At 46.9% G+C, this 21,860-nt stretch carries 19 protein-coding genes; 15 read left to right on the top strand and 4 right to left on the bottom strand.

What is annotated here, in order from left to right:
• Window positions 1–43 precede the first annotated feature (43 nt).
• From FHW36_RS22015 to FHW36_RS21985, 7 genes are all read left to right on the top strand, one after another.
• A complete protein-coding gene (locus FHW36_RS22015; protein WP_145672054.1) occupies window positions 44–844 on the top strand; it encodes an SDR family NAD(P)-dependent oxidoreductase in 801 nt (266 codons plus the stop codon).
• A gap of 9 nt (window positions 845–853) precedes the next feature.
• On the top strand, window positions 854–1,996 hold the full coding sequence (locus tag FHW36_RS22010; protein WP_145672052.1) for an NAD(P)/FAD-dependent oxidoreductase: 1,143 nt from the start codon (window positions 854–856) through the stop codon (window positions 1,994–1,996).
• A 224-nt stretch (window positions 1,997–2,220) separates the two neighbouring features.
• Complete coding sequence (locus FHW36_RS22005) at window positions 2,221–3,906, top strand: sodium/sugar symporter (protein WP_145672050.1); 1,686 nt, start codon at window positions 2,221–2,223, stop codon at window positions 3,904–3,906.
• Between the two features lie 84 nt (window positions 3,907–3,990).
• Window positions 3,991–5,469 carry a xylulokinase gene (locus tag FHW36_RS22000; protein ID WP_145672048.1) on the top strand — a complete coding sequence of 493 codons (1,479 nt, stop codon included), beginning with the start codon at window positions 3,991–3,993 and terminating at the stop codon, window positions 5,467–5,469.
• A 42-nt stretch (window positions 5,470–5,511) separates the two neighbouring features.
• Window positions 5,512–6,840 carry a xylose isomerase gene (xylA, locus tag FHW36_RS21995; RefSeq protein WP_145672046.1) on the top strand — a complete coding sequence of 443 codons (1,329 nt, stop codon included), beginning with the start codon at window positions 5,512–5,514 and terminating at the stop codon, window positions 6,838–6,840.
• A gap of 130 nt (window positions 6,841–6,970) precedes the next feature.
• Window positions 6,971–7,924, top strand: a complete 954-nt coding sequence (locus FHW36_RS21990; RefSeq protein WP_145672044.1) for an aldose 1-epimerase — start codon at window positions 6,971–6,973, stop codon at window positions 7,922–7,924.
• 170 nt (window positions 7,925–8,094) lie between these two features.
• Window positions 8,095–8,817, top strand: coding sequence for a carboxypeptidase-like regulatory domain-containing protein (locus FHW36_RS21985; RefSeq protein ID WP_145672041.1), 723 nt, complete (start codon window positions 8,095–8,097; stop codon window positions 8,815–8,817).
• Window positions 8,818–8,925: 108 nt separating this feature from the next.
• Here FHW36_RS21985 and FHW36_RS21980 read toward each other — a convergent pair whose 3' ends face one another.
• Both FHW36_RS21980 and FHW36_RS21975 read right to left on the bottom strand, forming a co-directional pair.
• Entirely contained in the window at window positions 8,926–10,059 is a 1,134-nt protein-coding gene (locus FHW36_RS21980; protein WP_145672039.1) for a S1C family serine protease, read from the bottom strand.
• Window positions 10,034–10,609, bottom strand: coding sequence for an RNA polymerase sigma factor (locus FHW36_RS21975; protein ID WP_145672037.1), 576 nt, complete (start codon window positions 10,607–10,609; stop codon window positions 10,034–10,036). The genes FHW36_RS21980 and FHW36_RS21975 overlap by 26 nt, the downstream gene beginning before the upstream one ends.
• Window positions 10,610–10,739: 130 nt before the next feature.
• Here FHW36_RS21975 and FHW36_RS21970 point away from each other — a divergent pair, with 130 nt between their 5' ends.
• From FHW36_RS21970 to FHW36_RS21935, 8 genes are all read left to right on the top strand, one after another.
• Complete coding sequence (locus tag FHW36_RS21970; protein ID WP_145672035.1) at window positions 10,740–10,976, top strand: hypothetical protein; 237 nt, start codon at window positions 10,740–10,742, stop codon at window positions 10,974–10,976.
• 563 nt (window positions 10,977–11,539) lie between these two features.
• Window positions 11,540–12,364 (top strand): prephenate dehydratase, encoded by an 825-nt coding sequence (locus tag FHW36_RS21965; RefSeq protein ID WP_145672033.1) that lies wholly within the window; start codon window positions 11,540–11,542, stop codon window positions 12,362–12,364.
• An 8-nt stretch (window positions 12,365–12,372) separates the two neighbouring features.
• Window positions 12,373–13,536 (top strand): pyridoxal phosphate-dependent aminotransferase, encoded by a 1,164-nt coding sequence (locus tag FHW36_RS21960; RefSeq protein WP_145672031.1) that lies wholly within the window; start codon window positions 12,373–12,375, stop codon window positions 13,534–13,536.
• Window positions 13,533–14,375: a prephenate dehydrogenase gene (locus tag FHW36_RS21955; protein ID WP_145672029.1), complete on the top strand. Its 843-nt coding sequence runs from the start codon at window positions 13,533–13,535 to the stop codon at window positions 14,373–14,375. The genes FHW36_RS21960 and FHW36_RS21955 overlap by 4 nt, the downstream gene beginning before the upstream one ends.
• 33 nt (window positions 14,376–14,408) lie before the next feature.
• Entirely contained in the window at window positions 14,409–15,512 is a 1,104-nt protein-coding gene (locus FHW36_RS21950) for a chorismate mutase (RefSeq protein ID WP_246121211.1), read from the top strand.
• A gap of 90 nt (window positions 15,513–15,602) precedes the next feature.
• Complete coding sequence (gene aroB, locus FHW36_RS21945; protein WP_145672027.1) at window positions 15,603–16,628, top strand: 3-dehydroquinate synthase; 1,026 nt, start codon at window positions 15,603–15,605, stop codon at window positions 16,626–16,628.
• A gap of 40 nt (window positions 16,629–16,668) precedes the next feature.
• Window positions 16,669–17,931, top strand: a complete 1,263-nt coding sequence (aroA, locus tag FHW36_RS21940; RefSeq protein ID WP_145672025.1) for a 3-phosphoshikimate 1-carboxyvinyltransferase — start codon at window positions 16,669–16,671, stop codon at window positions 17,929–17,931.
• 70 nt (window positions 17,932–18,001) lie between these two features.
• Entirely contained in the window at window positions 18,002–19,009 is a 1,008-nt protein-coding gene (locus FHW36_RS21935; RefSeq protein WP_145672023.1) for a chorismate synthase, read from the top strand.
• Window positions 19,010–19,054: 45 nt separating this feature from the next.
• On the opposite strand, the gene FHW36_RS21930 is transcribed toward FHW36_RS21935, so the two are convergent.
• Together FHW36_RS21930 and FHW36_RS21925 are read right to left on the bottom strand one after the other, a co-directional pair.
• Window positions 19,055–19,774 carry an FKBP-type peptidyl-prolyl cis-trans isomerase gene (locus FHW36_RS21930; RefSeq protein ID WP_145672021.1) on the bottom strand — a complete coding sequence of 240 codons (720 nt, stop codon included), beginning with the start codon at window positions 19,772–19,774 and terminating at the stop codon, window positions 19,055–19,057.
• Window positions 19,775–19,914: 140 nt separating this feature from the next.
• Complete coding sequence (locus tag FHW36_RS21925) at window positions 19,915–21,807, bottom strand: CocE/NonD family hydrolase (RefSeq protein ID WP_145672019.1); 1,893 nt, start codon at window positions 21,805–21,807, stop codon at window positions 19,915–19,917.
• Window positions 21,808–21,860 lie beyond the last annotated feature (53 nt).

Below are 21,860 nucleotides of genomic sequence, written 5' to 3'. Positions count from 1 at the left end.
TTATATCCGGATAGCGTAAAAGTCCATTTTAAATCATATTGTTATGGAATTTAATCTGAAAGGGAAAGTGGCCATCGTTACCGGTGGCAGCAAAGGCATTGGTAAAGGAATTGCCGCCGTTCTGCTGGCGGAAGGTGCCACCGTGGTCATTACGGCCCGCAACGCAGATGAACTGGAAGATACTGCCGCCATGTTCCGCCTGCAAGGCCATGACGTGCTGGCCGTAGTAGCAGATATGGCAAAAGAAGCCGACCTGGAACAACTGGTTGCCAGTACCATTCAACGCTTGGGACATATAGATATCCTCGTCAACAATGCCGGCGGAATAGATGCCTTCGGTCCATTGGATACTATCAGCATGGCGCAATGGCGAAATATCTTTGACATTAATTTCTTCGGGCTGGTAGCACTCACCCAGTTGGTGGTTCCTCATATGAAGAAACAGGGAGGTGGCCGCATTATCAATATCTCGTCGGAAAACGGGGAACAACCAGATCCTAACATGGGACATTATAATGCTACCAAAGCGGCCTTGAATAACTATTCCAAAACGCTTTCCATGAACTATGGAAAAGACAACATCCTGGTGAATACCGTATCTCCGGCATTTATCAAAACCCCATTGGTAGATGATATGCTGGCTGCACGGGCTAAGGAAAAAGGTATTTCGGAAGAAGAAGCCGCCAGGGACTTCCTCAAGGAGAATCGCCCGTACCAGGTACTTGGCAGGCCAGGTCTTCCTGAAGAAACAGGCGCCATGGTCGCTTTCCTGGCGTCGGACCAGGCATCATTTATCACCGGTGGGATATTCAGGGTAGATGGGGGCTCTGTTGGAGCCGTTTAAATAAATATTATGCTCAGTTATTGGGAAAAGCAAAGCCTCCTGCAATACGACTATATCATTGTAGGCAGTGGAATTGTAGGCCTCTCTACCGCCATTAGCCTGAAGGAAAGAGTACCACAAAGCCGTATCATGGTGCTGGAACGGGAAGTGTTGCCTACTGGCGCCAGTACAAAAAATGCGGGCTTCGCCTGCCTCGGCAGTCTCACCGAAATACTGGCCGACCTGCAAACCATGCCGGCAGAAGCAGTGCTGAACCTGGTCAACCTGCGCTATACAGGGCTGCGCCTTCTGCGCCAACGCCTGGGCGATAAGGCGATTAATTATCACGAAAATGGAAGTTTTGAACTAATTGGCCCCCGCCAGGAATGGGCGCTCGAACAATTGGACAAGGTAAACCGCATGCTGGGCAGCCTTTTCAATAACCAACTGGCCTTTGAACGGGCCACCGATCAACTGGGCCCTTTCGGTTTCGACAGCAAATATGTGAAAGCCCTGGTACGTAATAATTTTGAAGGGGAGCTGCATACTGGCAAAATGATGCGCGCCCTGATCGACACTGCCATCGCAGCAGGCATAGAAATTAAAACCGGTTGCACGGTTACCCATATCGATGATTTTCATACAGGAGTCAACGTGGTGGTACCCCATCACACCCTGAAGGAAGATATTATTTTCTCAGCCCGTAAAGTGCTGGTATGTACCAATGCCTTTACAAAAAAACTGCTGCCGGAAGAGGAAATTACGCCCGGGAGGGGACAGGTGCTGATCACGGAGCCGGTAAAGGACCTGCCCTTTAAAGGCATTTTCCATTTTGAAGAAGGCTACTACTATTTTCGGGAACTGGACGGCCGTGTGCTCCTGGGAGGCGGCCGTCAGCTGGACTTCACCGGCGAAACGTCTACCGATTTTCATTTCAACGACCGTATCCAGCACGAACTGGAAGTATTGTTACGAACCACTATTCTCCCTGGCAGGGAAGTGGCTATTGCCGACCGGTGGACCGGCATCATGGCCTTTGGCAGTACCCGGCAACCTATCGTAAAGGCACACACGAAAAATGTGATCATCGGCGTGCGCATGGGAGGTATGGGCGTAGCTATCGGATCTATCATCGGTGATAAGCTGGCCGTCATGGCTTTGGAGGAAGTATAGTACTGCCAACGGCATTTTTTGTGTACGTAAGGGGTATCAATTGTTTCTTTTTTTAGAAAGAAACTAGGAGAAGAAATTAAAATGTATAGTTTTAATGCCGGAAAAACCGCGACGGCCGTCGCGGTTTTATTTTTCATTGTTAAAAAAAGCGCCAGCAAGCGTATTTTTTACATTTATTATGTATATTGATCCGCTAAATTTTTTATAACCACGTTTGAAACGTTATGCAAACAAAATCCTTACACATCTTTGACTACCTGGTATTCCTGGTATATTTCGTAATAGTAGCCGGCTATGGTTACTACATCTATCGCAAGAAAAAGAAGGCTACCACGGATTCGAAGGACTTTTTCCTGGCCGAAGGTTCACTCACCTGGTGGGCTATTGGCGCATCCCTGATCGCTTCCAACATTTCCGCGGAACAATTTATCGGGATGTCCGGAAACGGTTTTAATATCGGGTTGGCTATTTCTACCTATGAATGGATGGCAGCAGCCACATTGATTGTTGTAGCGGTATTTTTCCTGCCTATTTACCTGAAGAATAAGATTTATACCATGCCCCAGTTCCTGGAACGCAGGTATAATCAAACGGTAAGTACCATCATGGCGGTGTTCTGGTTATTGCTGTACGTAGTGGTAAACCTTACCTCCATCCTTTACCTGGGAGCCCTGGCGGTATCTACTATTTCAGGCATCAACTTCTACGTGTGTATGGTGGCACTGGCCTTCTTTGCCATTCTCATTACCCTGGGAGGTATGAAGGTAATCGGCTACACCGATGTTATCCAGGTGTTCTTCCTGATATTGGGCGGTTTGGCTACTACCTACCTGGCCCTGCAGCTGGTGTCTTCGCATTTTGGCACCACCGGTGTGCTGAAAGGCTTCTCCCTGATGACACAACATGCCAGCGAACATTTCCACATGATCCTGCATAAAGAGAATCCTAAATACCTCGATCTGCCTGGCCTGAGCGTATTGATTGGCGGTATGTGGATCGTAAACTTGAACTACTGGGGTTGTAACCAATATATTACGCAACGCGCCCTGGGCGCCGATTTGAAGACTGCCCGCAGCGGTTTGCTCTTTGCCGGCTTCCTCAAACTCCTGATGCCTGTTATCGTGGTATTGCCTGGTATTGCGGCGTATGTGCTGTATTCCCAGAACCATGGCGACTTTGCACAGTCTATGATGAAAGATGGCTCCCTGAATGCAGATAACGCTTACCCGGTATTGCTCAACCTCCTGCCGGTAGGACTGAAAGGACTGGCATTTGCAGCATTAACCGCAGCGGTGGTGGCTTCTCTGGCAGGTAAAGCCAATAGTATTTCTACCATTTTCTCCCTGGATATCTATAAGAAGATATATAACAAAGATGCAGATGAAAAGAAGGTCGTAAGCGTAGGGCGTGCAGTGGTAATTATTACCATGATCATCGCGATCGTTATCTCTAACTTCCTGGGTATCGATAAGAAGGGTGGATTCCAGTTTATCCAGGAGTATACCGGCTTCGTATCTCCGGGTGTATTCGCCATGTTTGCCCTGGGCTTCTTCTGGAAACGGACTACTTCCAATGCAGCTATGTTTGCCATGATCGGCGGCTTACTGCTTTCCTTCATTCTCAAATTCCTGCCGGCATGGGTAAACCTGGAGCCACTGCACCAGATTGGTTTTGCAGCCCTGAACCCAGACAGCGGTTTGTGGGAAATGGCCTTCATCGACCGTATGGGACTGGTGTTTGTAGTGTGCGTAGTAGGCATGATCATTATTACCCTCACTGATAAATCCAGCGCCAATAATCCAAAAGGACTGGCGATCGATAGCAGCATGTTCAAACCCAACATGGGATTCACTGTAGGTGCCCTGTTGATTGTGGGAATATTAATAGCATTGTATACTGTTTTCTGGTAAGAATATTTTATTTTGTCACCCGGATATTTCATGGCGGCCTGCTGCAGCCATGAAATATCCGGTCTTATTGCTAATCTTCACGTTATGTACTTTATAGGATATGATATTGGGTCATCCTCTATCAAGGCAGCTTTATTGAATGCCGATACGGGTGTTTGTGTAGCGGCTGCTACCTGCCCTGAAAAAGAAATGGCCATAGATGTGCCGCATCCCAGCTGGGCCGAGCAAGATCCGGAAAGCTGGTGGCAGGAAATCATCCGGGCAACAGGTTTGTTGCTAAGCCGCTTTGCCGTAGATCCGGCACAGATCAAAGGTATTGGTATCGCCTACCAGATGCATGGACTGGTATGTGTGGATAAAAACCAACAGGTATTAAGGCCCGCTATCATCTGGTGCGATAGCCGCGCCGTTGACATTGGCAATACCGCCTTTAAAAACATGGGCGAAACCTATTGCCTTTCTCACCTTCTCAATTCCCCTGGTAACTTCACCGCCTCTAAACTGCGCTGGATACAGGAAAACGAACCACACCTTTATGAGCGTATTCATAAAGTAATGCTGCCCGGAGACTTCATTGCCATGAAACTCACCGGCGAAGCCGCTACCACGATATCCGGTTTATCGGAAGGTACTTTCTGGGATTTTACAGAAAACAGGGTGGATGCCGCATTGCTGAAATATTACAATATCGATGAGCAGCTGTTATCCGCCATTGTACCTACTTTCGGAGTACAGGGACAGCTTACCGCCAGCGCTGCCGCCACACTGGGCCTCGCTCCCGGTACCCCGGTGACTTACCGTGCCGGCGACCAACCCAATAACGCTTTCTCGCTGAATGTACTGCAACCCGGCGAAGCCGCTACCACCGCGGGAACTTCTGGCGTGGTATACGCTGTACACGATAAAAATAGTTCTGATAAAAAGAGCCGCGTCAACACATTTGTACACGTCAATAACGATCCTGCTCATACCCGGAATGGTGTGCTCATGTGCCTCAATGGTACCGGTATTGCCAACAGCTGGCTCAAAAACCTGGTTGGAGATATCACCTATCCTGATATGAACCAGCTGGCTGCACAGGCGCCTATTGGCGCCGCCGGTTTACAGGTGTTTCCTTTCGGCAACGGGGCAGAGCGTATACTGGAAAATAAGAGTATAGGCGCCACCGTTAGCCACCTGAACTTCAACCGCCACCAGCGCGCACATGTGATGCGGGCCGTGCAGGAAGGCATTGTATTCGGACTCAACTATGGTATGGACATTATGGCGGAAATGGACCTGAATATCCACCGCGTAAGGGCCGGACATGCCAACATGTTCCTCAGTCCCCTCTTCCGGGAAGCCTTTGCCAACACCGCCAACGTGGTAATAGAATTATATAACACAGACGGCGCCGCCGGAGCCGCCCGTGGAGCCGCTATCGGCGCCGGGTATGTAAATGCTGCTGATGCCTTCCGTGGTATGGAATGCCTTTCTGTAATAGAACCAAGTGCTGCCCTCCAGTCGCAATACCGCGATGTATACGGCGATTGGCTAAATGGACTTCGTACTTTGCTGCAATAAACGGAAACATATAAGTACACGCATTTAAAAACCACATTAGTTATGAGCATTACATTAGGAAACACGGAGTACTTTAAAGGGATTGGTAAAATAAAATTTGAAGGACCACAGTCAAACAACCCACTGGCTTATAAGTGGTACGATGAAAACCGCCTCATTGCCGGTAAATCCATGAAGGAACTGTTTCGTTTTGCAGTATCCTACTGGCATACCTTCTGTGGCACTGGTGGAGACCCTTTTGGCCCTGGGACTAAACATTTCCCCTGGCTCGCCGCTACCGATGCCAACCAGAGCGCCAAAGATAAAATGGACGCCGCTTTTGAATTCATCACTAAAATGGGACTGCCATATTATTGCTTCCATGATATAGACCTGGTGGATGAAGGCGCTAACATAGCAGAATATGAAAACCGTATGCAGCAGATTGTTGCCTACGCCAAACAAAAGCAACAAGCCAGCGGCGTAAAGCTGTTATGGGGCACTGCCAATGTTTTCAGCAATCCCCGTTACATGAACGGTGCTGCCACTAACCCCGATTTCGCCGTACTGGCCTATGCCGGCACCCAGGTAAAAAACTCCCTGGATGCTACTATTGCACTGGGGGGTGAAAACTATGTATTCTGGGGCGGTCGCGAAGGATATATGACCCTGCTAAATACCGACATGAAACGGGAACAGGAACACCTGGGCCGCTTCCTGGGTATGGCCCGCGACTACGCACGGGCACAGGGCTTTAAAGGTACTTTCTTCATTGAGCCTAAACCCTGCGAACCTACCAAGCATCAATATGACTACGATGCCGCTACGGTGATAGGTTTCCTCCGCCAATACGGACTTGATAAAGATTTTAAACTGAACCTGGAAGTCAACCACGCTACCTTGGCAGGTCATACCTTCCAGCACGAATTACAGGTAGCTGCCAACGCAGGTATGCTGGGCAGCATTGATGCCAACCGCGGCGATGCACAGAACGGTTGGGATACCGACCAGTTCCCCACCAACCTCAACGACCTCATTGAAAGTATGCTGGTGATCCTGGAAGCAGGCGGATTTGCCGGTGGTGGCGTAAACTTCGATGCCAAAACCCGTCGTAACTCCACCGACCTGGAAGATATCTTCCACGCACATATAGGTGGTATCGATACATTTGCCCGCGCAGCCATTGTAGCGGAAAAAGTACTGAACGCCACGCCTTATAAGCAATTCCGCCACGACCGCTATGCGTCTTTCAACAGCGGTAAAGGCCAGGAATTCGAAGCCGGTAAACTGACCCTGGAAGACCTCCGCAATTTCGCTGTAGCAAACGGAGAGCCTAAACAAATCAGCGGTAAACAGGAATGGTTGGAAAACCTGATCAATGCAAGTATCTAATCAATTGTAGCGCAAAGACGCAAAATAACAAAGAGGCAAGGGACATTCACTTTGGTAGAATGCCTTTGCTTCTTCGCGAAATATCTCCATAAAATTTTACTATTTTGTCCGGAACTCAAAATATTGAACAATGAAATTTGGCATCCATTCCTTTCAAGAGGCAGGATTTGATATCATAGCGCTCCAGGATCATGTTGCAGGAACGCAGGTAGAAATAATTCCTTCCTGTGGCGCACTGTTGCACGCGTTTAAAGTGAAGCACTCCCAGGGCACACTCAACCTGATAGATAGTTATAAAGACGTAGCTGACCTGGAGGCAAATCTCCGCACCAGCTTCAAAAGCGTGAAATTAAGCCCTTACGCCTGCCGCATGAAAGATGCCCAATACACCTGGGAAGGCCAATCTTACAGCATCCAGAAAACACTGGCCCCCGGGAATGCGATACATGGCTTGTTGTATGATGCGCCTTTTACCGTTACCGCGCAGGTTACCGACGATCAGCATGCCGCGGTTACCCTCACCCATCATTTTAAACAAACAGACGACGCAGGATATCCATTTGCATATGATTGCATCGCGAAATATACGCTGCGAGCCAACAACGAGTTGCAGCTAACAACTACCATTGTGAATAAAAACGGGCACACCATTCCCGTTGTCGATGGATGGCATCCCTATTTTAGCACGGGTACGCATGTAGATGAACTGGAACTGACTTTCGCATCCAAAGAAATCGTGGAATTCAATGATAAACTGCTGCCTACCGGGAAGCTGTTGCCCTATACCGAATTCGCACAGGGTAAGTTGCTGAAAGGAGTAGAACTGGATAATTCCTTTGTGCTCGATAATGGCCAATCTCAGCCGCTGGCTACGATCCACGATCCAAAGAAAAACATCCGTATTGCTTTTTACCCGGGCAATAGTTACCCGATTTTACAGATCTATATTCCACCTCACCGCACCAGTATTGCGGTGGAAAACCTCAGCGGTGCACCCGATGCCTTTAATAATGGCCTGGGACTGGTTCAGCTGGCTTCCGGCGAAAGTAAAGTCTTTGATACGCGTATACAGGTGTCGCTGTAACAAGTATCACGCAAATAATCGAATCCTTCTGTTAACAGACAGAAGGATTTTTCTTTTTTAACACGGCCGCATTTCGTTTAATTTGTACTTTCATAAAGGATATGAACAATGTCTATAGAGATATGTTTGAAAGAGAGGAGAGGGTTCAGCAGTCAAATTATTATATTTATATGAAGGTTCTATTACGCGCCATAGCGCTAGGCGGTATACTCAGCATGGCATTTGCTCCACTGGTACAGGCACAGGTAACTGTTACCGGGATGATTTCAGACAGTAATAAACTGGTGTTGCCTTATGCCACGATCAGCAATATCAGTTCAGGAAAACGTTCCTTGTCTGATCAGGGTGGTTTCTATAAGATATCCGCTTCCCGCAATGACCGCCTGGTATTTACTTTTGTGGGCTATAAGCCCGATACCCTGATTGTGGGACAGTCTTCCGGTACGCAAACCACCAATATCATCATGGAACCTGCCGGAAAGTTCCTGAAAGGCGTAGAGGTTACCTCTCAATACACCCCTTACCAGCGCGATTCTATGGAAAGACGCCAGCAATATGGTTATATACTGGATTTACCAGATCAGCCGCTGGCTGGTGGCAGTACCCCGGTGGGAGCAGGCATTGTGGTAAGTCCCATTACCCGTTTTTCCAAGAAGGAAAAGCAAAAGCGGCAGTTTAAAAAGAATTACGAAGAGATGGAGAAACAAAAATTCATCGATTCCCGTTTCACACCGTTATTGGTCAACAAGGTAACCGGGTTAACAGGCGATTCTTTACATTTATTTATGAGAGATAATTACCCGGATTATGGCACCATGAGGGCGCTCGCCAACAACGACCTGCTGTACTGGATTACAGATAAGTACAAAGCCTGGGTAAAACAGGGGCACTGATAAGATTTACAATACGTATAAAAGCCACTGAGGCGAATGAACAATGCGGGAGTTATCCGCTAAGTTCATTCGCCTCAATAGCTTTATGCCGAATACTAATTAATTCGCTCAGTTATACACCTTTACCATGTATACGAAGTCTTCCAGTTTTTTGATCTGGTCAACCCTGTTCATACCTTCCAGGTGGCTTTTATGATTCCAGTCCTTACGGGGTTGCTTGTCTTTAGGCATTTCATCGAGCAGGTGTTTCAAATGGGCTGATTTTACCGCAAAGGCAATACCATCTGAGGTAGTTTGCTTGCCGGTAACGATACCCACTACGTCCCCTCTACTGTCGAGCAGGGGAGCGCCACTGTTGCCCGGATTTACCGGGATAGACACCTGGTAGGCAGTAGTATCTCCGTTAAAACCTGTTTTAGCGCTGATATACCCTTTACCATATACAATTTCATCCCTTGGGAAGCCCATGGTGAATACTTCTTCCCCGATTTTTACGCTTTGTGGTTTCAAAGCATAGGGGAGTGGCTGGCTTTTAAAAGTGGAATCTGCAATTTTTAATACGGCCAGGTCACTGGAAATATCCTCAAATATGCTGACTGCTTTAAACGCTTCACCCTTGGTATTTTGTACATATACAGAATCGGCACCGGCTACTACGTGGTAGTTAGTAACGATATAACCGTTGCCAGATACAGCAAAACCGGTACCTCCGTAGGTGCCTGGGTTTAATGGTGCTTTACTCTTGCTGTTGATATCATTGATGAGTGCATTCTGGGAACGTTGAATATTATTCAACACCCGTCTTACATCTTCATATTGTGCGGTAGACTTGTTCCGGGTTACATTTTGAATCACGGCAATGGTCGATAGGGAAGTAACGAGGGCAATACAGGCGGCAGCGGCCAGGTTGGTAATGGTTCTGCGGCGTATAGACAATCGTTTGGCGGCCTGGTTGCTTTCCTGGGCTTGTTGGCGCAGGGCAGGCATATCCAGTTGCTGATGGATCCGGTTCAGTTTAGCTTGTAATTGCTGCCGTTGTCCATAATTACCCAGGTGAAGGAGAAATAACTGGTGTTCTTCTACCTGTTTGTTAATCAGGGGATTAGTACGGCGTAATTCTTCGAAAGCAGTTTTTTCCTGTTCGCTCATTTCCCCTTCCAGGTAACGCTCAATATCACGTAATAAACTCATTTCCTCTTTCATGGCTGCTTTCTGCTTATAATGATGTGTTGTACTGATCAAAAAATAACTTCTTCAAACGCATGAGGCATTTGTACTTCTGATTTTTCGCATTTTCAGCGTTGGTATATCCAAACTTCTCTGCTATTTCCTGCATCGATCTTTTATGCAGGTAATAATCTTCCAGGATTGCCTGGCAGGGCTGACCAATATTGCTCATGGCCCCTTCCATAATCCGGAACTCCTGATCCTTGGCCTGATGTGCTTCCAGTTCTTCCGTGGCAGGAATCACTTCTTCCAGTTCGGGCGATAGGCTGTATAATCCGTAGGTACGTTGTACTTTTTTTAACCAGAGATGGCGACAAACCGAATAAAGAAAGGTTTTAAGCCGGCTGCTTAACGTAAAGTCGTTGTTTTGCACCTTTTCATATAAGACTATAATGGCCTCCTGGAAAATATCCTTGGCATCGTCTTCGGAGCCATTGTGTTGCAGGATCATTCTTAATACCACCGGAAAATTCTCAGAATAGATGATTTCCAATGATTTATCCTCACCTTTTGCCAGTCCCAGCAATAATTCCCTGTCTCTTGTTATGTCTTGATGTTGCTTCACTCTTAATACAGTTATTAGGCATTTGGTAACCCAAAGTACCGAAAAAAAATATTTTTAAAAGTTGGGTTACCTTTTAGGTGACCCTGGTATAAAGGTTAAATCATTCAAAAACAACTTAAATAATTGTATCATGAAGAACGTAATTAAAATCGGTTTCTTAGCTCTGTCTTTCGGTATCTTCGCTGTAGCTTGCGGTGGTGGTGCTAAAACTGAAAATGCTACTGACTCAACTGCAACTGCTGCAGGTAACACTATCGATTCTGCTGCTAAAGCTGCTACTAACGTAGTTGATTCTGCTGCTAAAGCTGCTACTGCTGTTGTTGATTCTGCTGCTAAGAAAGTAGATTCAGTTGCTGCTCACAAATAATTAAACCTTTAGGTTTTAATAAAATGACCGTCCCGGCTTAGCCAGGACGGTTTTTTTGTGCCCGTTTGGCCACGAAAATATGTTTTTTTGAAAGTTATTCAATAAATGGTCTTTATTATTGAAAAAAGTATATTTTTTGATATTAGCCCTTGGATAATTAAAATCGTGCCGTATTTTTGTCCTACACTCATAGAGAATAACAATTCAGATGAAACTACAAGCGACTTTCGGTTTTTATGGCTTTTATTATTTCTGGCACCAGAAGTAGGAAGGTCGTTTGTATAAAAATAAAAGATACTACAAGAGGCCTTCCGGTAAACGGAAGGCCTTTTTTTAATCGCATTAACACACAGACAGTATAGTATATGTTATCACCTTCAAACAACAACTTTTTTTATTACTTCTCTTACTTCTTTTATGCGAAGAAGCAGGGGACTCGTTTGCAATAACATACTTACTCATAAAAAGTACAGCGCAAAGGGTCCCACGGATGGGGCCCTTTCTGTTTTAAATAGCTAGTTGCTACAGCAACTATAAATAAATCAAAAATCAATCACATACACATGAAAATTGCCATACAGGGATTTGAAGGATGTTTCCACCAGGTTGCCGCCCAGGGATATTTCGGTAAGCAGATAGATATCGAATGCTGTGCGTCCTTTGCTGAGCTGGTGAAGAAAACAAAACAACAGCCCGATGTAGATGCAGGTATCATGGCTATCGAAAATTCTATCGCTGGCAGTATCCTCCCTAACTACAGTCTCATCAAAAACTCCGGTCTGCACATCATTGGTGAAACTTACCTGCAGATCAACCAGCACCTGATGGTATTACCCGGTCAGACGATGGAAGATCTCCGGGAAGTACATTCCCATCCTATGGCCTTATTACAGTGTATGGATTTCCTGGAAAAATACCCGCATATCAAGCTGGTAGAAACAGAAGATACGGCACTCAGCGCCAGGCATGTACGCCAGAAAAAACTGAAAAGCACAGCCGCTATTGCCGGTAAACTGGCCGCAGAAATCTTTGAACTCGACATCATCGCGCCTAATATCCATACCAATAAAAATAATTATACCCGCTTCCTCGCGGTATCACGTACACCGGTGGCCACAGCGGAAGATGCCAATAAAGCTTCGGTGTATTTTCAAACCAGCCACGATCGCGGTAGCCTTGCCAAGGTATTAACACAAATCGCCGTTGCCGGTATTAACCTGTCTAAACTGCAGTCTTTCCCTATCCCTGCCAAAGAATGGAACTATTACTTCCACGCAGATATGGAATTCGACAATGCCGCACATTTCGAAAAAGCACTGGAGAAAATTGCACCGCTGACAGAACACCTGAAAGTATTGGGTATTTACAAAAAAGGAAAAACACATTAATCAGTTTTATGCAGATACAGGTTGCTAAAAGATTGCAAGGCACAGAAGAATACTACTTCTCCAAAAAGCTCAGGGAAATTGAGGAAATGAACCAAACAGGTACCAGGGTAATAAATCTCGGTATCGGTAGCCCGGATCTACCTCCTCATCCTGCAGTGGTGGCTGCATTAAACGAAAATGCTGCTTTGCCTAATACCCACAACTACCAGGGGTACAAAGGTATTCCGGCACTCCGTAAGGCCATGGCCGGCTGGTACCAGCAATACTACCGGGTAACACTGAACCCGGATACGGAAGTATTGCCGCTGATAGGTTCCAAGGAAGGTATTATGCACATCTGCATGACCTACCTGCAGGAAGGCGATGAAGCATTGATCCCTAACCCGGGATACCCTACTTACCGCTCTGCCGTGAGTCTGAGCGGTGCTACCGTGGTGGATTACGACCTGGTGGCAGAAAATAGCTGGTTACCCGACCTGGATGCCCTGGAGCAAACAGACCTGAGCCGTGTAAAACTGATGTGGGTAAACTATCCGCATATGCCTACCGGTGCTAAATTTAACCGGGAGTTCGCCGCTAAACTGATTGCATTTGCCAAACGCCACCAGATATTGATCTGCCACGATAATCCCTATAGCTTTATCCTGAATGAGCAACCGGAAAGCCTGTTGCAGTTTGAAGGAGCAAAAGATGTAGTACTGGAATTAAACTCGCTCAGTAAATCATCCAACATGGCAGGCTGGCGTATAGGCATGCTCGTTGGAAAAGGGGAATGGATTGCACAGGTATTGCGCTTTAAAAGTAATATGGACTCCGGCATGTTCCAACCTATGCAAATGGCCGCAGTGAAGGCTTTGCAGCTGGGAAAAGACTGGTATGATAACCTGAACAGCATTTACCGCGCCCGCAGGGAAAAAGTATTTGCATTGCTGGAGCTGCTGCATTGCACCTTCGATAAAAACCAGGTAGGAATGTTTGTATGGGCAAAAATTCCCGCTACTATCGATAACGGATATACGCTTACTGATGAAATATTGCAAAAAGCCCGTGTATTTATTACACCCGGCGGTATATTCGGTAGTAACGGCAACGGCTATATCAGGGTGAGCCTGTGCCAGGAGGAAAAGGTTTTCCAGGAAGCGATAGATCGCATCAAAACAAACGTAAAATGATCGCAACAATAATAGGAACTGGTTTAATAGGTGGGTCGCTCGCCATCACGCTGAAAGAAAAAGGCGTGGCAGAACGGATCATCGGGGTAGATCAGAATGAGGCGCATTTGCAAAGAGCGCTGGATCTGAATATCATCGATGAAAAAGCTACCCTGGATGAAGCGATGCTTCGTTCCGACCTGGTAATACTGGCTATCCCGGTAGATGCCCTGCTGAAGGCCCTGCCAGCAATTATGGATAAAGTACGTCCCAACCAGGTAATTATGGACGTAGGTTCTACTAAAGAAAAAATACTGCAACTCGTTGCCGGTCATCCTAACAGAGGTCGCTTCGTGGCGGCTCACCCGATGGCCGGCACCGAGTATTCCGGCCCTGATGCTGCTGTCCGCAACCTGTTCGTACATAAAACGATGGTGTTGTGTGATGTAAAAAACAGTGATGAAGATGCCCTGGAACTTGTGGAAAATATGGTAGATCAGCTGCAGATGCGCACCGTATATATGAACGGAGAAGAGCATGACCTGCACACCGCCTATGTATCTCACATTTCCCACATCACTTCTTTCGCACTGGCATTGACGGTGTTGAAAAAAGAAAAAGAATCGGGCCGCATTTTCGAACTGGCCAGCGGTGGTTTCGAATCTACCGTGCGCCTGGCTAAAAGCTCTCCCGATATGTGGGTGCCTATTTTCAAGCACAACCGCAACAATGTACTCGATGTACTGGATGAGCATATCAGTCAGTTACAACAGATGAAATCGTTGCTGGAAGAAGAGGACTACGACGCGTTTTATAAATTGATTCAAAAATCAAATAAAATCAGGAAGATCCTGAAATAATTAAATTCTGATAATCTACTTAACTTCAATACTATGGTACAGACAATGGAACAAATATTATCCAAAACCAAATTCTCTGATCCGTCTTCCGATAAAAAGCCGCTGATCATTTCCGGACCCTGCAGTGCAGAAACCGAAGAGCAGGTATTAGCCACCGCGTTGGCCCTGCAAAAAACAGGTAAAGTAGACGTATTACGCGCTGGTATCTGGAAACCACGCACCCGCCCCGGTTCTTTCGAAGGTATCGGCACCAAAGGGCTGGCATGGCTGCAGAAAGCCCGCGAGCTGACCGGTTTACCTTTAGCGGTAGAAGTAGCTACTGCCAAACAGGTAGAAGACGCGCTGCACTTTGGCGTGGATATTTTGTGGGTAGGCGCACGTACTACCGTAAACCCATTCTCTGTACAGGAAGTAGCTGATGCCCTGAGAGGAGTGGATACTACTGTATTGATTAAGAATCCTATCAATCCCGATCTCGAACTGTGGATTGGTGCAGTAGAAAGAATTCAGAAAGCAGGTATCTCTAAAGTAGGTTTAATCCACCGCGGATTTTCCAGCTATGGTAATACGCAATACCGTAATGCCCCCATGTGGCACCTGGCTATTGAGCTGAAACGCCGTATGCCTGAACTGCCTATGATCTGTGATCCTTCCCATATCTCCGGCCGCCGCGATATCCTGCAGGAAGTATCTCAGGAAGCGATCGACCTGGATTACGATGGTCTGATGCTGGAAACACACGTAGATCCAGATAACGCATGGAGCGATGCCAAACAACAGGTAACCCCTGAAAAACTGGCTGAAATCCTGGATGGTATTACCTGGAGAAGAGAACATTCTGATAAGAAAGATTTCAACTCCGCCCTGGAAAAACTGCGCGCGCAAATCAACCAGGTAGATGATGAAATTATGCTGCTGCTGGGTAATCGTATGAAGATTGCAGAAAAGATCGGTATGTACAAAAAGGAAAATAACATTACCATCCTGCAAACAAATCGCTGGAATGAAATCCTGGACCGCAACATCGCAAAAGGCGAAAAGCTGGGCCTGACCAAGGAATTCATCCTGAAATATTTCGATGCGGTGCACCTGGAGTCCATCAACCGTCAGAACAAGGTGATGAACGAAGAAAAATAGCTATACAGCTGTTAGCCTCTGGCTGCCGGCCTTTATCACCGGTAGCCTTAGGCGCAGCCATTTTCCTGAATGCTAAAAGCAAATTGCTCCATGCAAAAACAAACCCACCAGTTTCAACAACAGGAAACTACCTACTTCTTAGGCGAAAGCCTGTTGCAACTGGGCAACCACGTAGACCCGAACAGGGCGGTACTGGTCATAGATGAAAATGTGGAACAACATCACGGTCATCATCTCCATAACTGGAAAAAAATCGTGGTACCGGCAGGCGAAGAAGTGAAGAACATGGCTACGATAGAAAGGATCATCGACGGACTCACCGCTTACGAAGCCGACCGCAAAACTACGCTGGTAGGCATCGGTGGCGGTATGATCACAGACGTGGCCGGATTTGCAGCCAGCATTTATATGCGCGGCATTCCCTTTGGCTTTGTACCTACTACTTTACTGGCCCAGGTAGATGCATCTATTGGCGGTAAAAACGGAGTGAGCCACGGTAAACATAAAAACCTGCTGGGTATTATCCGTCAACCGGCTTTTATCCTGTTCGATTATACGTTACCGTTAACTATGCCTGCAGAAGAATGGCATAATGGTTTTGCCGAAATCATCAAATATGCCTGTATCATGGATGCAGCGCTGTTTGATTATCTCGAAAAAAATAAAGACAAAGCACTGGCACGTGATGTAGCCGTACTGGAATACCTGGTGGAAAAATCAGTGGCTGCAAAAACAAAGGTGGTTCTGGAAGATGAGCTGGAAAACGGCCCCCGTCGATGGCTGAACTTCGGTCATACCCTTGGGCATGCAGTGGAAAAGCTGGAGCATATTGCGCATGGCAAAGCAGTAGCTATTGGCATGGTAGCAGCCACCCGTTTTTCTGAAAAACTGATGAACCTGCCCGCAGATCAGACGACACGCCTGATCCGGCTAATCAACGATTACCAATTGCCTGTTGCATTTACGTCGGATAAGGAAGCAGTGTTTGATATTTTCAAACTGGACAAAAAACGGGAGAAGGACGTGATACATTTTGTATTACTGGAAGAGATAGGAAAGGCGACTACGATGCCGATACCTATTGCAGAACTGAAACAGTTACTGCAGGAATTGTAAAACATTTTCTAATTCATTTAAAGGCGGACGAAATACACATATGCAAGTTACTGTATCACCAGCTATCATTAAAGGGACCGTTACGGCCAATCCCTCCAAGAGTGCTATGCAACGCGCAGTAGCTGCGGCCTTGCTGGCTAAAGGGACCTCTATCATCCGTAATCCGGGCCTGAGCAATGACTGCCTGGCAGCCCTGGAAGTAGCCGAAAATCTGGGCGCTAAAATTAAAAGAGAGCACGATTATTTTGAAATCACCAGCAACGGCGTACAACCGTTTTACGATGAAATCAATTGCGGCGAATCAGGGTTAGGTATCCGTATGTTTACCCCCATCGCATCGCTCTCTTCCCTGGCTATCACCATTGAAGGACATGGCAGTTTAACCACCCGCCCGATGAACTTCTTCGAAGAAGTGTTGCCGCAGCTCGGCGTAAAATGCAGTACCCGGGAAGGGAAATTACCGCTGCATATACAAGGCCCACTGCAACCTAAAGATATTACCATCGATGGTTCTCTGAGCTCCCAGTTCCTGACAGGGTTGCTCATGGCTTATGGTGCAGTGGCAGAAAACGCCACCATCACAGTAACAGACCTGAAAAGTAAACCATACATTGCGTTAACCCTGCAACTGATGGCACATTTTGGCGTGCAGGTGGAAGAAAAGAATTTTGAAACATTCCATTTTGGAAAGAAGCAGGCCTATAACCCTTGCGACTATACGGTGGAAGGCGACTGGAGCGGCGCCGCATTTCTGCTGGTAGCAGCGGCGGTAGCTGGTAAAGCAGAAGTGCAGCACCTCAACGTAGCCTCTGCGCAGTCTGATAAAGCCATCCTGGAAGCGCTGGAAAAAGCGGGTGCTCACATGATGTCTGGCGTGTTTACCGTAAATATTGAAAAAGGTGGCCTCCGGGCTTTTGAAATAGATGCCACTGATTGTCCGGACCTGTTTCCTCCTTTAGTAGCGCTGGCAGCTAACTGTAAAGGCACTACGAAAATAAAGGGTGTAAGCCGCCTGGCGCATAAAGAAAGTGACCGTGGTGTAACATTGCAGGAAGAGTTTGGTAAAATGGGTATTCAGATCGATCTGCAGGGCGATATCATGCTCGTACACGGTGGCACTGGTATTAAAGGTGCTACGGTGCATTCCCACAATGATCACCGTATTGCCATGGCTTGCGCTGTAGCTGCCCTCACGGCAGATGGACCCGTAGTCATTGAAAATGCAGAAGCGATCAATAAATCTTACCCGGAATTTTATGATCACCTCGCATTATTAGGTGGTAAGGTAGCCATCCTGGCGTAATTTAGCAGCAGGCACCCTGCTTTGACAGCTCAAAGCAGGATGCTGTTTTTTCACTTTAAATCATCAGCGTGTGAACAGTTTTGGCAGATTATTCAGGGTCAACGTTTTTGGAGAATCGCATGGCGCCAGCGTAGGCGTAAATATAGATGGGATACCGGCAGGTATACCCTTGAAGCAGGAAGACTTTTTAGCCGACCTGGAACGCCGCAAAGGCGGATCAAGGGGCACCACTCCCCGTAAAGAGGAAGACCTTCCCTTTATCAAATCCGGCGTATTTAACGATCATACTACCGGCGCCCCGGTAACGATACTTTTTGAAAACAGCAATACACGCAGCGCAGATTATGAAAAGCTGCGTGAATTTCCCCGTCCGGGTCATGCCGACTTTGTAGCCACTGAAAAATTCGGGGGCTTCGAAGACTACCGTGGCGGCGGGCATTTCAGCGGCCGCCTTACCTTAAACCTGGTAGCGGCAGGTGTAATTGCCAAGAAAATTTTAGGCAGCCATATCCAGGTAAATGCCACCATTACAGAAGTGGGAGGATATGCCAATGCGGAAGAGGGATTGGAAGCTGCCATTGCCGCTAAAGATTCGGTAGGCGGTATCGTGGAATGTGTGGTAGAGGGACTACCTATTGGTTTGGGAGAACCATTCTTTGACTCATTGGAGTCGGCGCTCGCACATGCGGTATTTGCAATTCCGGCAATTAAAGGCATTGAATTCGGTGCTGGCTTCGCTGCCGCAAAGATGAAAGGACTGGAACATAATGACGCCATCCTGGATAAAACCGGTAAAACAGCTACCAACCATGCCGGTGGGGTAGTAGGAGGAATTTCCAATGGTAATCCACTGGTGTTCAGGATTGCGGTTAAACCTACCTCCAGCACACCTAAGGAACAACAGACACTGAATATAAAAAGTGGAGAAGTGGAAACATTCAGCGTAAAAGGTCGCCATGATCTTTGTATCGCGCTCCGCGTACCCGTTGTACTGGAAGCGGTGACCGCAATGGTGCTGGCAGACTTTATGCTGCTGGAACAGCGCAGGCCCCGTGTATGGCCAGCTACAGGCTTTTAAATATAAATGTCCGGCTTTCTGCATACAGAGAGCCGGACATTATTACTATTGTTCGATCGCGAGTAATTCTACATCAAAAACCAATGCCGCTCCGGGGCCAATTTTAGGACCAGCACCACGGTCGCCGTACGCCAGCTCAGAAGGAATAAACAAGCGCCATTTGGAACCTACCGGCATTAATTGCAGCGCTTCTGTCCAACCCTTAATCACACCGCTCACAGGGAAAGAAATAGGTTGACCTCTCTCTACAGAACTATCGAATACAGTACCGTCAATTAAAGTACCATGATAATGTGTTTTTACTTTATCATTGATGGTAGGTTTAGGACCATTACCTTCTTTCAGGATCTGGTATTGTAACCCATCAGGAAGCGTTACAACACCTGGTTTCACTTTATTTTCCGCCAGGAATTTCAGTCCTGCTTCGCGGTTTTTGCTTGCTTTCTCAGCTTTCAGCTGTTGCAGATAGTTACTAATGCTCATATCTATTTGATCTTTTGGCAGTAATGATGTTTGATTTTTCAGTGCCGCCTGTATGGCTTGTGCCAATATAGCAGTATTAATATTCTCCAATCCCTGTGCTTTCAGGTTTTCAGCGATACTAACACCTATGCCATAGCTCACGGTATCCAGGCGTGTTTTCAATACCGGCGCTTTAACGGCTGCAGGTTTGGTTACTGGTTTCTTCGGTGTAGGTTTGGCTTGACTGAAACCTTGAACAGACAAGCATCCCAGCGCACCTATAAACAGGTATTTTTTGTACATAAATGAATGATTATCGAAATAATAAGTAAAATAAGGGTTTTTAAGAAAGTGCAAGTTAATATTTTACCCGATACCGCCGGGGCGGCCAGCACATTTAGCATGTTGTGGCTATCCACCACAGCATGCTAAAAGGCCTGTTATTATTTTACTACTGGCAACATCACGTTGGACGGATGCTGAGCATCGTGGTAGATGCGGATCGTAGCTTTTTTAAAGTCTTTATCAGTGGCTTTATAGATATCCATGAACTGTTGCGGATTGCGGTCGGCCAGCGGGAACCAGCTGCTCTGTACCTGTATCATAATGCGGTGTCCCTTCTGGAAGGTATGGGCAACATCCGGTAAGGTGAACTTTACAGGGGTAGGCTGATCAGGAACAAATGCTTCCGGCACTTCATAGCTGTTGCGGAATTTTCCTCTCATGATATCGCCCCGTACCAGCATCTGGTAACCGCCCATGGGATAAGTAGCAGAAGGTATCCGGCGATGGTCGCTGGCTTCAGCTTCTTCATATTTAAAATCATCTGGGAATACATCTATCACTTTCACTACAAAATCGGCGTCTGTGGTGCTGGTGCTGGCTACCAGGTCGGCTACCACTGGGCCTGCCAATGTAAGATCCTGGTCCAGGACTTCGCTTTCAAAAACGGCTACATCGGGTCTGCGGGCAGCAAAGCGCTGATCGTCGGTCATGTAGTTGATGGTCCGGTTAAAATGCACATCTTCGGTATAAGGCACTGGTTTGGCAGGATCACTCACGTATTCGCTGAAGCTATTGCTGGCAGATGGTTTGCTGAAAGAGAGCTTGCCGTTTTCCTGTAAATAAACAGGCGCTTCCTGCATAGCTGCCGGAGGCCATTTAGGCAATTGCTTCCAGTTGTTTTCTCCGGTAAAGAAGACAGTGGCTTCTGCTATAGCAGGGGCTTGTCCTTTACCTTTCAGGTAGTAGTTAAAGAAAGGGATCTCGATATTATTAGCATAGTATTCAGATGTGTTGCTGCCAAAGCGAACATTGCCCAGGTGGGTACCGTCGTTGGATGCCCATTGTCCGTGATACCAGGGACCCATTACGATGCGGTTATTGGTATTCGGATTTTTTTCTTCTATTGTTTTGTAAGTATTCCAGGCGCCAAAACAATCTTCTGCATCAAACAGGCCGCCTACTTCCAGCATAGCGGGCTTTACATCCCCGAGGAAGTTACGTACGTTGCGGGCTTTCCACCAGCTGTCGTAAGTAGGGTGGGCATACATTTCATTCCAGAAAGGAACGCTGTCGCCAATAATTTTGGAGAAGTTAGGCAGTGCGCCGGTTTCGAGATAATATTTATAGTTGTCGTGTGTATAATAGCTGATGCCTTTAGGCCCTTCTGTGGTAGGCTTCGGATGCGGGTGATCGAAAACCGTGTAAAAAGAGAAGGCATCGGTGAGCATAAAAGCGCCGTTGTGGTGAAAGTCATCACCTATAAACCAGTCGGTCACAGGCGCCTGCGGGCTCACGGCCTTCAGCGCCGGATGTCTGCTCAACGCCGCCATGGTAGAGTAGAAGCCGGGATAAGAAATCCCAAAAACGCCCACGTTGCCATTGTTGCCGGTAATATTCTTTACCAGCCAGTCGATGGTATCGTAGGTATCGCTGGCTTCATCGACATCTTTCTTTCCTTTTTTAGCGGGATTAAAAGGGCGGACGTTCACAAATTTCCCCTCACTCATCCAGGTTCCTCTCACATCCTGGATCACCATAATATAGCCTTCTTTCAGGTATTCTTTATAGTGATTTTTGTATAAAGGACGAAAGGTATTTTCCCCGTAGGGTGCGCAGGAATAAGGCGTCCGGGTCATTAAGATCGGGTGCTTTTCAGACTGATCTTTGGGGATATAAATGGAGGTAAATAATTTTACTCCGTCGCGCATAGTGATGTACACTTCTTTCTTGGTGTAATGTTCGTACATCCAGAGGGAGTCCTGGTTAACGGCTTTACACGCAACCGGTAACAAGAACATCACGGCGCAGGCCAGCAGCAGCCATTTTCTCATAAACAGTAATTTTAGATTTAGATGGTGACTAATGTAATAAAAAAAACGGGGAC

The sequence above is a fragment of the Chitinophaga polysaccharea genome (assembly GCF_007829335.1).
Classification (GTDB): Bacteria; Bacteroidota; Bacteroidia; order Chitinophagales; family Chitinophagaceae; genus Chitinophaga; species Chitinophaga polysaccharea_B.
The sequence above is the reverse complement of the archived record's forward strand: the minus strand, read 5'-3'. Positions and strand labels throughout refer to the sequence as shown.